Source organism: Achromobacter sp. 1011811831 (assembly GCF_059760905.1).
Genome location: NZ_JCBANG010000013.1, coordinates 22,083 through 36,723 on the forward strand (window position 1 = coordinate 22,083; position 14,641 = coordinate 36,723).

The following is a 14,641-nucleotide window of genomic DNA, read 5'->3' on the forward strand; positions in this document are numbered from 1 at the left end:
TCAGGATCCGGCGAAGTACACGTCGGCGAAATTGCCGCGCGTGCCTTCGGCGCTCGTGTCCCAGTCCTTCACCTTGCGGCCTACGATGGTGACGTTGGGATTGGCGCCCAGCTCGATGGACGCGGCGTCATCGTGCACCGCGCGCTGAAACTCGACGAACAGCTGGCGGCGCCGCGCTTCGTCCGGCTCCACCGCGGCCGCCTCCAGCAGACGGTCTACCTCGTGGTTCTGGTAGTGCGAGGCGTTGGAGAAGGGCAGTCCGATCTTGAAATTGCGCGACCAGAACACCCGCTGCACGCCAATGGTGGGATCGAAGGTGTTGGTCAGGTTCTCCAGCGTGATATCGAAGGCCCTGTCCGAGTACACGCGCGTCACGTAGGTGGCGAAGTCCAGGCTTTCCAGCTCGGCGTCCAGGCCGATGCGCAGCAACGCCTGGCGCACGAACTCGGCCGCGCGGCGATCCTGGAACGGGTTGTAGAGCAGCCGGACCTTGAAGCGCTTGCCATCCGTCTTGCGCGGATAGCCGGCGCCGTCCAGCGCCGCCTCGGCCGCCTTCACGTCATAGGGATAGTGCCGGATCTGGTCGTCGTGAAAGCGTGTCAGGGCCTTGCCGATGGGGCTGGCCGACACCACCCCGCGCCCGTACCACACGGTACGCGCGAAGACCTCGACGTTCAGCGACTGGGCCACCGCCTGGCGCACATCACGCTTGCGGAACGGCTCGGAATCGAAGTTGAAATAGATCTGCTGGTGATCGCCCACATAAGGCCATGGCGTCACGTCCACCACGACGTGCTTCAGCTTCTCGAAGCGGTCGATGTCCGACAGCGCGATGGACTTGTTCGCCAGCTGCGCTTCGCCGGACTCCAGCGCCGCCGCGCGCGCGGCGGCCTCCGGAATGAATCGGGCGACCGCGACATCCAGGTAGGGCTTGGGCGCGTTCCAATAGTTCGGATTGCGCTCCAGCCGCACATGGCTGCCACGCACCCATTCCTTGAAGATGAACGGCCCAGTGCCCACCGGACTGTTATTGCGCGGATTGGTGGCCACGTCCTTGCCCTCGTACAGATGCTTGGGCACGATCGGCGATTCCGAGGCCGACAGCGCCGTCAGCAGGTAGGGCGCGGGCTTTTCCAGCTTGAGCACCAGCGTGTAGTCGTCCGGCGTCTCGATGGCGCCGACGTTGGCGAAGGTCACGCGTCCGCGCGGATGCACGGCCTTGATGGTGGCGATGGAATAGGCCGCGTCGGCGGCCGTGAAGGGCTGGCCGTCGTGCCACTTGACGCCCTGGCGCAGCGTGAACTCATAGCGCAGGCCATCGGCCGACACCTGCCAGCCAGTGGCGAGCTGGGCGATGGGCTTGAGCTCCCGGTCATAGGCGAGCAACCCTTCGATCACCTTGGGCCCGAGTTCCGTGCTGCCGCCGGCCGAGGTGGTCAGCGGCACGAACGCGGCTGGCTCCTGCGGAATGATCCAGGTGAGCGTGCCACCGCGCGGCGGCGTCGCCTGGCTCCAGGCCGGTGACGCCAGCGTCGCCGCGCCGATCAGCGCCAGAAGGCCCAGCAGCCGGGCCAGCCCGCGCGGGTGCGTAATTTCTCGGATGCTCTGCATTGCTTGCGTTCCACCAATCTACGGAAAGCGTCGATATTAGAAAGACCCTCGCGCCATCGCTACGACTGATGAATCATGAGCAAATACCCGCATCCCGACGCGCCCGACCGACCCGATGGCGCCGTGGCGCGCGCCGCCACGCCTATGGAAATGGCGCCTTAGCAAATGGAAATTGGTTCTTTGACGCGCCTTTCTCCGCTTGCCGACAATGCAGGATTCCCCCAGCCCTGGCGCACGTTCCATGAGCACACTACTCGCGGCCGATCCGGCCGCCGGCATCGAGCATCATCCATCCCCCGCCGATCTGCCCGGCAGTCCGTTCGCACAGGCGCTGCGCCAGCCCATCCTGCTCGGCCTGTTCCTGCCGATCCAGGCCGGCGGCTGGAGCGCTTCCACGCTGGAGCGGACCACCGACTGGCGCTGGGAGTACAACCGCGACCTGGTGCTGAAGGCCGAAGCGCTGGGCTTCGACCTGGTGTTCGCGCTGTCGCAATGGCTGCCCAAGGGCGGCTATGGCGGCGTGTTCGACGGCAACGCGCTGGACTCGTTCCAGACCACCGCCGCGCTCACCTCCATCACCCGCCGCATCCTGCTGATCTCGACGATCCACGTGCTCTACGGCCCGCTGCATCCGCTGCACCTGGCCAAGTGGGGCGCGACGCTGGACCATATCTCCGGCGGCCGCTGGGGCATCAACGTGGTGACGGGCCACAGGGAAGTCGAGCACCGCGCCTTCGGCACGGAACAGATCGAGCACGACCGGCGCTACGAACTGGCCTCGGAATTCGTCGACGTGCTGCAGCGCCTGTGGCGCGAGGACGAACCGCTGTCCTTCAGCGGCCGCTCGTCATGGAAACTGCAGGATGCCTATGTCACGCCCAAGCCGCGCTACGCGCGGCCGCTGCTGGTCAGCGCCACCGGCTCGGACGCGGGCATTGCCTACGCGGCGCGCCATTCAGACGTGGTCTTCATCACCAGCCCGGGCGCGTCGGACTTCGCCAGCGCCATCGAGGTCCTGCCCGCCCATGCCGAACGCGTGAAGGCGGCGGCGCGCGGCGTCGGCCGGCGCGTGCGCACGCTGCTCAATCCCATGGTGATCAGCCGCGAGACCGAGGGCGAGACGCGCGCCTACTACGAGGCCATCGTCGCCAGGCAGGATTTCCGCACGCCCGACGGCTTCCAGAGCCTGAAGAGCGATGCCCATGCCTGGCGCGGCCGGGAGGGCGTGGACCCGCCCGGCCGCCGCGCCATCGGCGGCAATATCGAAGTGGTGGGCACGCCCGAACAGATCGTCGAACAGTTCGTGCGGCTCAGGCAGGCCGGCATCGACGGCCTGCAGCTGAGCTTCTTCGATTTCAAGCCGGACCTGGAGTTCTTCGGCGACAGGATCCTGCCGCTGATGAAACAGGCGGGCTTGCGGACTTAGGCGCGGCGCGCCGTCAGCCACTGCGCCGGCTTGAGCGCCTTGCCCACGATGCGGATCTCGCCGATGCTGCCGAAGAAGCCGTCGGCCCGCTGGCCGTCCCACGAGCCCGCGCCGATGATCCAGGGCATGTTGGCCGCCAGCGCGGCAAGCCCGGGCGCGTTGCTGGCATTGCGCAGCACCGGCGCGCCCTCGATGTACAGCACGGTTTCATGCGTGACCTCGTCGTTGACGATGGCCACGTGCATCCACTTGTCGGCGATGATCTCGCCGGACCAGTTGGTCTTGGCGCCGCGCGTGCCCGACACTTCGGGCACGACTTCCCACTGGACTTCGCGCAGGCTGGACAACGCGAACAGCAGCGGCGGCGATTCCGGATCGCCGTCCGAGAAGCCGGCCAGGCTGCCGCGCTTGCCGTCGCGCGTCATGACGTTCATCCACGCGTGCTTCTGCGCCGTCCAGTCCTTGTCGATCTTGAGGAAGGCCTCGACGGTATAGCCCGACGGCACCGTCTCCGGATTGATCGGCGCGGCCACGTCGGTCGTGAAATAGCTCATGCGGGCCGTGTTCTTGTCCGTGTTCAGGAAGCGCACCGAACCGGGCGCGGCCGACAGGTAGTGATGGTCGCCCGACCACACCAGGTCGGCTTCCTGCGCCCCGGCCACGCCGTCGATGTTCAGCGGCGCGCGGCGGATCGAGTTCGCGCCGGTCACGTCGGCCACGGTCTCGCCCACCTTCACTGGCTGCCCGGCAACGCCACCGAAGAAGCGCCAGTGCGCCAGCGTGTTGGCGACCTTGGGATAGTCCTCGGCGTCGACGGCCGGCTTCTGCACGATCGTGGCGGGATCGGTGTAGTTCGCCAGGATCAGCGCGCGCGCCTGCTCGACCAGCGAGCCGCGCGTGGCGGCGCCCGCCTTGAAGGTCTTGTTGAAGCCCGAGAAGCGCTGGGCGAAGTCCATCTTGATGGTGAACTGCTCGTTCGGCGCCGTCAGCACCGCCTGGTCGAAGGCGTTCAGCGTTTCCTTGGGTTTTTGCGGCACCCAGGGCGAGAAGGACAGGACCTTGATCTCGTTGTGGGTCAGGTCGAATTCGTACAGGCGCATCAGGCCGTTGCCGCCCTGGTAGGCCATCTGATAGTCGACCACCATTTCCTCGACGGGATTGCCGAAGTCGTTGGTCTTCGTCAGCCGCGCCGCGCCGTGGTAGTGGCCATTGAGCGTCATGAAGATCTGGTCGTTCTTGCGGATCAGCTTTTCCCACAGCATCTTGCCGTAGGGCACTTCCAGCGGCGAGACGCCGTCCTTGTCGATGTTCAGCAGCTGGTGATTGACCAGGATGACGGGCAGCGTGGGATTGGCGCGGATGACCAGGTTGGCCCATTCCAGCGCCGCGTCCGACACGCGCCACGACAGCGACAGCACCATGAACTTCTGTCCCTCGGCTTCGAACACATGGTATTCGTGGAAGCCGCTGGCATCGCGGCCGCCGAACGTGGCCTGCTGCTTCGCGCGGTCGCGGCCGAAGTTCTTCAGATAGGGTTCGAGCGCCCGGTCCCGCAGCTCGTCGGTTTCCTTCCCGTTCTTCTGGCTGCTCTCGTCCACATAGTCGCGATCCATGATCACGTCATGGTTGCCCGCCAGGATGGAGTAGGGCACCTTGGCATCCTCCAGCACCTTCATCGCGGCGCTGGCCACCTTCCACTGGTCCGGCTTGCCCTGCTGGTCGACCACGTCGCCCAGGTGCGCCAGGAACGGGATGTTCAAGGCGGCGGCATGCTGCGCCACCCAGCGGGTCTGGGCCTGGAACGGCTCGCTGCCGTACTTGCGCATGAACTGCTGGTTCTCGGCATCGGTGGCGTAGCGCGAGTAGAACTGCGTGTCCGGCAGCACCGCCAGGGCGAAGGTCGAGGCGAGCGCGGGCTGCGGCTGCGGTTGCGGCTTGGCCGGGACCGCATCGTCGTCATCGTCGCTGCTGCTGTTGCAGCCCGCCAGCAACAGACTCCCGCCGATGGGCAGCAAGGTCGCGCCGATGCCGGCGCGCAGCAGGCTGCGCCGCGTGGTGTTGAGCGCGATAGGCAGGTCGGCGCTTTGCTGCGCGGTGATGACAGGGGTCTGGGATGGGGTCTTGCTGCCGTGCTTCATGAATGCAACCTGAAAAAGCTAGGCAGTCTAGGCAGGACGAATGACGTAGCCATGACGATGGCGATACCGCGAACGGGAAGCCACAGCCGGCGCTGTCAGACCACGGACTTATTCACATGTTAGGGAAACGCGCGACGCCTGGAGACGGCAACGCCGCGCCGTCTCCTCAAGGCCGGCCGCGCGTCAGCCGACAGGTCCGGAATGCCGGCGTGACAGCGGCCACGGCAAGATTGCATCCAACCAGGCCCAGCATCATCCACAGCGCGGCATCGATGCCCGAGGCCGCGATCAGACTGCCCGCGACATACGGGAATCCGAAGGCGCCGGCGAAATAGCCCAGGGTGAACACCTGCGACGCGGCGGGAATGGAGATGCCCAGGCCGTCGGCCAGATTGACCGCCATGGCGTTGAGCGTGGAATAGGTCAGGCCATACCCCGTGGCGAACAGGATGGTGGCGGCGACATAGAGCGGCGCGCTGCCTGCGTTCACGGCCAGCAGCAGGATGCCGCACAGCGTGATCGCGAACAGGGACAGGGCCAGGCGCCCCAGCGGCAGCTTGCCGATCCACGAGGCGACCGTGAAGCGCAGCAGCACGGTGGTGATGGTGAAGGTCAGGAAGAACGTGTCGGCGCTCAGCCCCCGGGATTGCGCATAGAGGCTTTGGAAGGTCGACAGCCCCGCGAAGGTGCAGGCGGCGATGCCCATCAGCGCGACCGGCAGCACGGTCTTCGCGCGCAGCACGCAGGCCACGGCGGACAGCGACAGTGCCACCGTCTTGAGCTCCAGCTGCGGCTGGCGGGCAAGGCTGCGCCGCAGCAGCCAGGCAACGCCCGCCGCGATCGCACAGCACGCGGCATAGGCCGCGAAAGCGGCGGACACCCTGCCGGACTGCCGTGCCAGGAAATGACCGAGCGGCGCGGCCAGCCCCATGCCCAGCATCTGCGATCCCGACAGCAGGGTCAGCGCCTCCAGGCGCGCCTTCGGTTTCAGGCAATGGATCAGCAGGATGGGCGCCAGCATGTAGAACACGGCCCACCCCAGGCCCAGCAGCAAACCACCCGCGTAAGCCATCGGCAAGCCTGCGGCGTCCAGCAGCGCGAAACAGGCCATCGCCATGGCCATCGCGCCTGCCGCGCAGGCAATCAAGGGCAGGATGCCCATGCGCTCGGCCCAGCGTCCGGCGAAGACCGAGCCGACCAGCGTCGCCACGATGCCGATGCCGATGACGGTGCCGGCGCGGGATGCCTCATGGCCGGCCGCGACCAGCGCATCCGCCAGCAGGAAACTCGCGCCGTAGGCCAGCGCCAGCGACATGGCGGCCAGCAGGTAAGGCAGCAGGATGCGCAGCGGCAGCCGGTCCGCCAGCTGCGTTGCCGCATCCTGGGGCGCTACGAAATGACGGGTCGCGAAACGGGACGATGCGTTCATGGATGGCGGCGCAGCGGGAGGATCGTCGGGGAGCCGCCATTATCCCCCTATGGCGGCGACTCCGGCGAGCCGCGAGCCGACGGCCGGACGCGCGTCTCCTCGCGCATCTGCGTGAACCATGCGGGCCAGGAGCTGCGGTGCCTGTCAGCCGCTTCGATGCAAGGAATCAGCGCCTGTTCCAGCACGGGCAATTGATCGGCCGATTTGGCGATCCGGTATTTGACGCTGTGCACGCACTCCCGGTCGTCGAATTCGCAACGATTGAGCCGGGTGCCGCCGCAGGGGCCGTTCGCCAGGCCCTTGGGACAGGTCTCGGGACATACGTAAAGCGTCTCCTGCAGGCGGCAGCTGCCGCAGGTATCGCAGCCGACCAGCGGTCGCTTGACCATGCGTTCGACGGCATGCAGCGCATGCGCCGCCACGGCGGTCTGCCAGATCGGCCGCGTCATGCTCCAGCCTAAGGCCTTGCTGAGCCATCCCCTGCGGCTGAAGAATTGGCGATGCATCGCCGAGAACAGCGCGTAGCGCAGGCGTTCCCGGCGGCTGGCGGTGACGTCGGAGCGTCCCAATTCCCATGCGCCATCATCGGGGGTGAAACATACCTGCGGCGCCCCCGGCATCCGCCAGCTGGCATGCCATTGTTCAAGCCATTCTGCCAGCGAAGTAATCCGATCCCGTTGCGCGATGAGCGCCTGGTCCAGCAACAGCAGTTCGTCCAGCGTGTGCACCCCGGACACATGCGCGCCGGCATAGCCCATCAACTGCAAGCCCACTATCTGCAAGGCCAGGCGCTCGATGCTGCGTCTGGCCGCAAAGGCCTGGGATACGTCCCGCTCCCTGACCAACAACTCGCGCATGGTGTCGGTGATGACAACGCCGGGCACGGCCTGCAGCGCGGCGGCGCGCTTGTCGGTCAGGCTCATGACGCAGGCCAGCATGGGTTTCATGCAGCCCTGCGCGCGCATCCAGGCCTGGGCCTCGACATGCTTGGCGGCGTCGAAACCCAGCTGCAGGGTCAGGAAATCCGCGCCCGCCAGCAGCTTCTTCCGCGCCTTCAGATACTGTGCGCCGCCTTCTTCCTCGCGGTACTTGAACGGGTTCAACGCCGCGCCCAGCAGCCAGTCGGGACCATGCTCGCGAGCGATCTGCAGCGCGGATACCGACTCCAGGTAGCGCACGGCCTTCCGGCCTGGATCGTGGCCCGGCAGGCGATCCCCACTGAGCAGCAGCAATTGATTCAGGCCACGGGCCTTCATCTCCGCCATCTGGCGCAGCAGATCCGCGCGCTCGCGATCCTTGCCTGAAAAATGCAGCAGGGATCCCGCCGGATCGCCCAACGCGCCCGCACCTTCGAGCGGACTCAGATCGGAGTGCGCGCCGACGCGATCGGCGTAGGCCGGCAGCAAGGGCCAGCCCGCCAGATGCCCGCGTTGCACGATCTGCCCGAGCGCCGCCAGGCGCGCGGGGGACTGCTGGGGGATGATCTCCAGCACGCAGACAAAGCGTCCGTCGTCCAGCGCCTGCTTCAATGCGCTCAAGACGGCTCGATACCTGGCAACGCCAATACGGATGGAACGGCGGCGGTCAAACGCTCAAGCCTCGCAGTGCGCGGCGATGTTGCGGTACTGCCCTTTGAAATACAGCAATGGCTGCGTGGCGGCGGTTTGCTGCAGGTTCAGCGCCTTCACCTCGCCGATGACGATCACGTGATCGCCGGCGGCGTGTTCGGCGTAGATGTCGCAATCCAGCCAGTGCAGGCTGCCGGCGATGAGCGGATTGCCCAGCGGCGATTCCCGCCATTCGATGCCGTGCCACTTGTCCGTGCCGCGACGGGCGAACTGATTGGAAATATCGACCTGCTCGTCCGACAGGATATTGACCGCGAATCGGCCTGCCTGGCGGATCTTGGGATAGCTGGCCGAACCGGACATCACGCTGAATGACACCAGCGGCGGGTTCATCGACACGCTGTAGAACGACTGGCAGGTGAAACCCACCGGCTCGCCCGCGATGTGCGATGTGACCACCGTGATGCCGGACGCGTAGTGTCCGAGCGCTTCGCGAAAGCGCAATGGTTCGATGGTGGTGCTGGGCAGTGACATGGTAGCTACGAAATACGAGGGACTGCTCGACGGCGAGCCTGCCGCCGCAAACGCATGCGGCGGCGGGCTTCGCCCCAGGCTTAGTTCGAGAGTTCCTGGCGGACGATTTCCGCGCCGGCGCTCAGCGCGCTCAGCTTGCCGCGCGCGACGGCGCGGGGCAGGGGCGCCATGCCGCAGTTGGTGCAGGGATAGAGCTTGTCGGCATCCACGAACTGCAGCGCCTTGCGCAGGGTATTGGCGACGTCCTCGGGCGTTTCGATGGTGTTGGTGGCCACGTCGATGGCCCCGACCATCACCTTCTTGCCGCGAATCAGCTCGATGAGATCCATCGGCACGCGGGAATTCTGGCATTCCAGCGAGACGATATCGATGCTGGACTTCTGCAGCTTGGGGAAGGCCTCTTCATACTGGCGCCATTCGGAGCCCAGCGTCTTCTTCCAATCCGTGTTGGCCTTGATGCCGTAGCCATAGCAGATGTGGACGGCCGTTTCGCACTTCAGGCCTTCGATGGCCCGTTCCAGCGTGGCCACGCCCCAGTCATTCACCTCGTCGAAGAAGACGTTGAACGCGGGCTCGTCGAACTGGATGATGTCGACGCCTGCCGCTTCCAGCTCCCTGGCTTCCTGGTTCAGGATCTTGGCGAATTCCCAAGCCAGCTTTTCGCGGCTCTTGTAGTGATCGTCATACAGCGTATCGATCATGGTCATGGGACCCGGCAGGGCCCATTTGATCGGCTGCCTGGTCTGCTGGCGCAGGAACTTGGCATCCTCGACGAAGACCGGCTTGCGACGCGCCACGGCGCCGACGACCGACGGCACGCTGGCGTCATAGCGATCGCGGATCCGCACCGTCTTGCGGTTCTCGAAATCAACGCCGTCCAGGTGCTCGATGAAGGTGGTCACGAAGTGCTGGCGCGTCTGCTCGCCATCGCTGACGATGTCGATGCCCGCGTGTTGCTGTTCCTGCAGGGACAGGCGCAGCGCGTCTTGCTTGCCCTCGAGCAAGCCCTCGTCCTGCAGTTTCCAGGGCGACCAGAGCGTCTCGGGTTGCGCCAGCCAGGAGGGTTTGGGCAGGCTGCCGGCGGTGGAAGTGGGAAGCAGTTTTTTCACGATGAATGACCTGGTAGCTTTTTATTGATCAAAACGGGCGGTGGCGGACCACTGCGCAAGAACCGATTGGTAGGGCTTGATGAAGTGCTCTTCGACAAACCGTCCCTGCTCGACAGCCAGCCGGCTGCGTTCCTCTCGGTCATAGACGATGCGGGTCAGCGAATAATCCTGGTGCTTCAGGCTGGGCTGATAGGATTTCCCCGCCGCGGAATTCGCGTTGTAGATCTCGGGCCGATAGATCTTCTGGAAGGTGTCCATCGTGCTGATGGTGCCGATCAACTCGAGATTGGTGTAGTCGCCCAGCAGATCGCCCGTGAAATAGAAGGCCAGGGGCGCGGCGCTGTTCGGCGGCATGAAGTAGCGAACCTTCATGCCCATTTTCTTGAAATACTCGTCGGTCAGCGAATATTCATCCTGCAGGTATTCAACGCCCAGTACCGGATGCTGGTTTTCGGTCCGGTGATAGACCTTGCTGCTGGAAACACTCAGGCAGATGACGGGCGGCTTCTTGAAATATTCCTTGTAAGTGCTGGAATTCACGAAGAACTTGAAAAGATTGCCATGCAGGTCGCCGAAATCTTCCGGCGTGCTGAACTTGGCCTGATCCTTGTTGTGCTCCAGCAGCAGGACGCTGAAGTCATAATCCCGCACGTAGGAGGAGAAATTATTCCCCACGATGCCGTCGATGCGCTCGCCGGTCTTGCGGTCGACGATATTGGTCTTCAATATCTCGATCAGGGGAAGGGCATTGCCGCTGGTTTCCCCATCGATATTCAGCTCGACGGAGATGATTTCAAGTTCGACGCCATAGCGGTCGCCCTTGGGGTTGTCCCAATGCGCCAGGGCATTGAAACGATTGTTTATCATGCTGAAGGTGTTGCGCAGGTTCTCCTGGCGGCTTGTCCCTCTGGCCAGATTGGCGAAATTGGTGGTGATGCGCGTATTATCCGAGGGACGATAATCCTCATCGAAATTAATACTCTTGATGGAAAACGTGAAATCTTTGCTCATTGCTATCTGGCGCCCAGAACCCTGAAATAAAACCCGCTTGCTGCCACAATGCCTGCCAGTATTATTTTTTATTCTCTTGACCTGGCAGCCTTGACATCCTCGGAATCAGGGCCGAATTCTATGCTGCGCTGCGCACAAATAAAAATGAAATGATTTCAAAACACCATTAGCCAGACTCATAGTCTGTATAAATGAGTTGGCTTCATAACATTATTAGTCAAACTCATATTGACGCACCGGGTGATTTGGCCGCGACAATTGGCGTACTGAGGGTCCGCATTGCGCGGGCATCGCAGGCGCAGGCCTTCCTGTCGATCGACATGGTGATGTCCTGATCGCAGGTCGACGCCCGGTAGCGCCCGTTTCGCACTACGCTCCATACGCGGCGGAAATCAGTAAGCCCCCTGGCCTGCTTGCGTTTCCAAGCCACGGGATCAGCGGTTCTTTTGCTTGGCAAGCGCTAGCGCGCTGTCCCGTAGATGCGCCCGCACGAACGCCACCCCTAGCCGCCATGGCGTCGTTGCAAATCCTCGCGACGCCTACGGGGGTCGTTACAGTTCGCGCCCAGCCCTAACGTCTGTGGATGCGTTTCCTCATGCGGACGCCCCTACGGGACTACACACCTGGCAAGCAGCATCATAAAAAACGGCGTCATAGAAATAGGATGCTAAGTCCATGTTTTCTTTGACTATTGGAAGAATTCAATGGAAAATTCATGAATCATCCAATCCTCATGTAAATCAAATACTTATGCCTCACTCTTTCTTCGACGAGGTTCCAGAGGACAAGCTGAAGCACATCGTTGACGCTCAGCAGCTTCACACTGCCTACCGGGCGGCTTTCCAAGAAGCAAAGCGGTATCAGGGGCGGCTCAATTGGGAAAGCGCGAACGGTACGGAGTACCTCGTCAGCACTCGATATGACTACGGGGTACGCCAGCGGAAAAGCCTCGGGCCCAGAAGCGATCACACCGAAGAAATCCTCCGCTTTTACACGGAACGATCAGCGGCGTGTCGCAAGCTGCTCGATGCCCTTACCGCGAAACTCGAGAAACAGGTCAAGATCAATCGTGCGTTGCGCCTGGGCAATGTGCCGCCCCCGGTCACCAAGGTGTTGGCCCAGATCGAAAACGCCGGGCTGGCCAGGAAAATCATGACCATCGGCACGAATGCGATGTACGCCTACGCTTGCGCGGCCAGTGTCACGTTTGCAGACTCCATCATGGCGACGCAAGATCTAGACCTGCTCTGGGACAGCAGGTCAAAGCTGCGAATCGCGAGCCCGGACCCAAAGGGCTTGCTCGGCGTCATTCAGCGTGGCGACCCATCCTTCATGAAAATGGAGGGCAAGCCATTCACGCTAGTGAACAACGAGGGCTACCTGGTCGACTTGATCAAGCGCGACGAAGGCTACCAACACTCGGAGCCAGGCCAGATTTGGGCCAACGAGGAGGACTTCTGGGCGGTGAAGGTGCACAACATGGACTGGCTTCTCTCCGCTCCCAGATTCGAGCAGATCGTGATCAGCACCAACGGCGGCATGGCAACGATGACTACCGTCGACCCGCGTGCTTTCGGACTCTTCAAAGTCTGGCTAAGCGAGCAAAAAACGCGCGATGCCGCCAAACGCAGACGGGATTCCGCTCAGGCGACTGCCATCTTTCGACTGATCGAAGAATGGCTTCCACAACTTTCTTTCGAAGACATCAAGACGATACCGGAACGAATCCGGGTCCGCGCGCGCGACATCTGAGCCTGAAACCCATCTGAGCCGCTGGCGAGGCGGAAAAACACCTCAAAGGTTGGATCGGCGTCCAACTTTTGAGGTGTGGTTCAAAACCAATACCACAGGCTTCCGCCTCACTCCACCGTCACGCTCTTGGCCAGATTGCGCGGCTTGTCCACGTCCGTGCCGCGCGCGCAAGCCGTGTGATACGACAGCAGTTGCAACGGCACCGTGTGCAGGATCGGCGACAGCATGCCGTAGTGCTCGGGCATGCGGATCACGTGCATGCCCTCGGCGCTGACGATCTTGCTATCGGCGTCGGCGAACACGTACAGCTCGCCGCCGCGCGCGCGCACTTCCTGCATGTTGGACTTCAGCTTTTCCAGCAGGCCGTCCTTGGGCGCGATGGTGACCACGGGCATGTGCTCGGTCACCAGGGCCAGCGGGCCGTGCTTGAGTTCGCCGGCCGGGTAGGCCTCGGCGTGGATGTAGCTGATTTCCTTGAGCTTGAGCGCGCCTTCCAGCGCGATCGGATAGTGCATGCCGCGACCCAGGAACAGCGCGTTTTCCTTGGAGGCGAAGCGGTCCGCCCAGGCCATGATCTGCGGTTCCAGCGCCAGCACCGAACCGATGGCGGCGGGCAGGTGGCGCAGCGACTTGATGTGCGCGGCTTCCTGCTCGGCGGTCAGATTGCCGCGCACCTGCGCCAGCGCCAGCGTCAGCAGGAACAGGCCGGTCAGCTGGGTGGTGAAGGCCTTGGTCGAGGCCACGCCGATCTCCACGCCGGCGCGCGTGATGTAGGACAGCTTGCACTCGCGCACCATGGCGCTGGTGGCCACGTTGCAGATGGTCAGCGTGTTCTGCATGCCCAGCGAGCGTGCGTGCTTGAGCGCGGCCAGCGTGTCGGCCGTTTCGCCGGACTGCGAGATCGTCACCACCAGCGCGCGCGGGTTCGGCACGCTGTCGCGGTAGCGGTATTCGCTGGCGATTTCGACATTCACCGGGATCTTGGCGACGGACTCGATCCAGTACTTGGCGGTCAGGCCCGCGTAGTAGCTGGTGCCGCAGGCCAGGACCAGCACCGAATCGATGTCCTTGAAGATCTTGTAGGCGTCATCGCCGAACAGCTCGGGCGTGATGGACTCGATGTCCTGCAGGGTATCGCCCACCGCGCGCGGCTGCTCGAAGATTTCCTTCTGCATGTAGTGGCGGTACGGGCCCAGCTCGGCGGCGCCGGTGTGCACGTGCACAGTATGCACGGCGCGATCGGCGGCGCGGCCTTCGGCGTCCACGATCCAGACGCGGGTCAGCTGCAGGTCGACGACGTCGCCGTCTTCCAGGTAGATGATCTGGTCGGTGGTGCCGGCCAGGGCCAGCGCATCGGACGCCAGGAAGTTCTCGTTCTGGCCCACGCCCACCACCAGCGGCGAGCCCTGGCGGGCGCCGACCACGCGGTGCGGTTCATCGCGGCAGAACACGGCGATGGCATAGGCGCCATGCAGGCGGCGCACGGCCTGCTGCACGGCCTCGAACAGGTCGCCGGCGTACAGGTGGTTGACCAGGTGGGCGATGACCTCGGTGTCGGTCTGGCTTTCGAAGACGTAGCCGGCGGCCTGCAGCTCGGCGCGCAGTTCGTCGTGGTTCTCGATGATGCCGTTGTGGACCAGCGCGATGCGCGGCTCGTCATTGCCCAGGTGCGAGAAATGCGGGTGGGCGTTGTGCGTGGCCGGCACGCCGTGGGTGGCCCAGCGGGTATGGGCGATGCCGGTGAAGCCGGTCACATGGTCCTGGGCGATCTGGTCGCTCAGTTCGGCCACGCGTTGCGTGCTGCGCGTGCGGCGCAGGTGGCCGTCGGCGTAGACCGCGACGCCGCAGGAGTCATAGCCGCGGTATTCCAGCCGCTTCAGGCCTTCGACGAGGATCGGGGTGATGTCGCGCTGGGCGACGGCGCCAACAATGCCGCACATAGGAGAAACTCCTGTAAGGGTTCGGGTACGGAACGCATTGTGCGCGCGCCACAAAGAAATTTGATTTCTTTATGTGAAGTTTTTTGGAAGTTTATTTACTTACTGGATTGTGATTAAATAATA

10 protein-coding genes are annotated in these 14,641 nt (G+C 63.8%); 2 read left to right on the forward strand and 8 right to left on the reverse strand.

Annotated elements, in window-relative coordinates:
• The gene (locus tag AC6LJ9_RS07450; RefSeq protein ID WP_498147061.1) at nt 1-1,611 is read right to left on the reverse strand and encodes an ABC transporter substrate-binding protein; all 1,611 of its coding nucleotides are present in this window, start codon (nt 1,609-1,611) and stop codon (nt 1-3) included.
• A gap of 241 nt (nt 1,612-1,852) precedes the next feature.
• Between AC6LJ9_RS07450 and AC6LJ9_RS07455 the strand changes: the two genes are divergently transcribed.
• Nucleotides 1,853-3,037 (forward strand): LLM class flavin-dependent oxidoreductase, encoded by a 1,185-nt coding sequence (locus tag AC6LJ9_RS07455; protein ID WP_498147062.1) that lies wholly within the window; start codon nt 1,853-1,855, stop codon nt 3,035-3,037.
• Here the strand turns inward: AC6LJ9_RS07455 and AC6LJ9_RS07460 are convergent.
• The 6 genes from AC6LJ9_RS07460 to AC6LJ9_RS07485 all read right to left on the reverse strand — a co-directional run bounded on the left by AC6LJ9_RS07460 (nt 3,034) and on the right by AC6LJ9_RS07485 (nt 10,826).
• Nucleotides 3,034-5,175, reverse strand: coding sequence for a LamG-like jellyroll fold domain-containing protein (locus AC6LJ9_RS07460; protein WP_498147063.1), 2,142 nt, complete (start codon nt 5,173-5,175; stop codon nt 3,034-3,036). The genes AC6LJ9_RS07455 and AC6LJ9_RS07460 overlap by 4 nt on opposite strands.
• A 166-nt stretch (nt 5,176-5,341) precedes the next feature.
• Nucleotides 5,342-6,604: an MFS transporter gene (locus tag AC6LJ9_RS07465; protein WP_498147064.1), complete on the reverse strand. Its 1,263-nt coding sequence runs from the start codon at nt 6,602-6,604 to the stop codon at nt 5,342-5,344.
• 47 nt (nt 6,605-6,651) lie between these two features.
• A complete protein-coding gene (locus AC6LJ9_RS07470; RefSeq protein WP_498147065.1) occupies nt 6,652-8,010 on the reverse strand; it encodes a methylenetetrahydrofolate reductase C-terminal domain-containing protein in 1,359 nt (452 codons plus the stop codon).
• A 186-nt stretch (nt 8,011-8,196) separates the two neighbouring features.
• Nucleotides 8,197-8,706 carry a flavin reductase family protein gene (locus AC6LJ9_RS07475; protein ID WP_498147066.1) on the reverse strand — a complete coding sequence of 170 codons (510 nt, stop codon included), beginning with the start codon at nt 8,704-8,706 and terminating at the stop codon, nt 8,197-8,199.
• An 80-nt stretch (nt 8,707-8,786) separates the two neighbouring features.
• Complete coding sequence (locus AC6LJ9_RS07480; RefSeq protein ID WP_498147067.1) at nt 8,787-9,815, reverse strand: methionine synthase; 1,029 nt, start codon at nt 9,813-9,815, stop codon at nt 8,787-8,789.
• Nucleotides 9,816-9,836: 21 nt separating this feature from the next.
• Nucleotides 9,837-10,826, reverse strand: coding sequence for a DUF1852 domain-containing protein (locus tag AC6LJ9_RS07485; protein WP_212316600.1), 990 nt, complete (start codon nt 10,824-10,826; stop codon nt 9,837-9,839).
• A gap of 675 nt (nt 10,827-11,501) precedes the next feature.
• Here AC6LJ9_RS07485 and AC6LJ9_RS07490 point away from each other — a divergent pair.
• The gene (locus AC6LJ9_RS07490) at nt 11,502-12,578 is read left to right on the forward strand and encodes a GSU2403 family nucleotidyltransferase fold protein (protein WP_498147068.1); all 1,077 of its coding nucleotides are present in this window, start codon (nt 11,502-11,504) and stop codon (nt 12,576-12,578) included.
• A 107-nt stretch (nt 12,579-12,685) separates the two neighbouring features.
• Here AC6LJ9_RS07490 and glmS read toward each other — a convergent pair whose 3' ends face one another.
• The gene (glmS, locus tag AC6LJ9_RS07495; protein WP_212316610.1) at nt 12,686-14,518 is read right to left on the reverse strand and encodes a glutamine--fructose-6-phosphate transaminase (isomerizing); all 1,833 of its coding nucleotides are present in this window, start codon (nt 14,516-14,518) and stop codon (nt 12,686-12,688) included.
• Between the last annotated feature and the right edge of the window lie 123 nt (nt 14,519-14,641).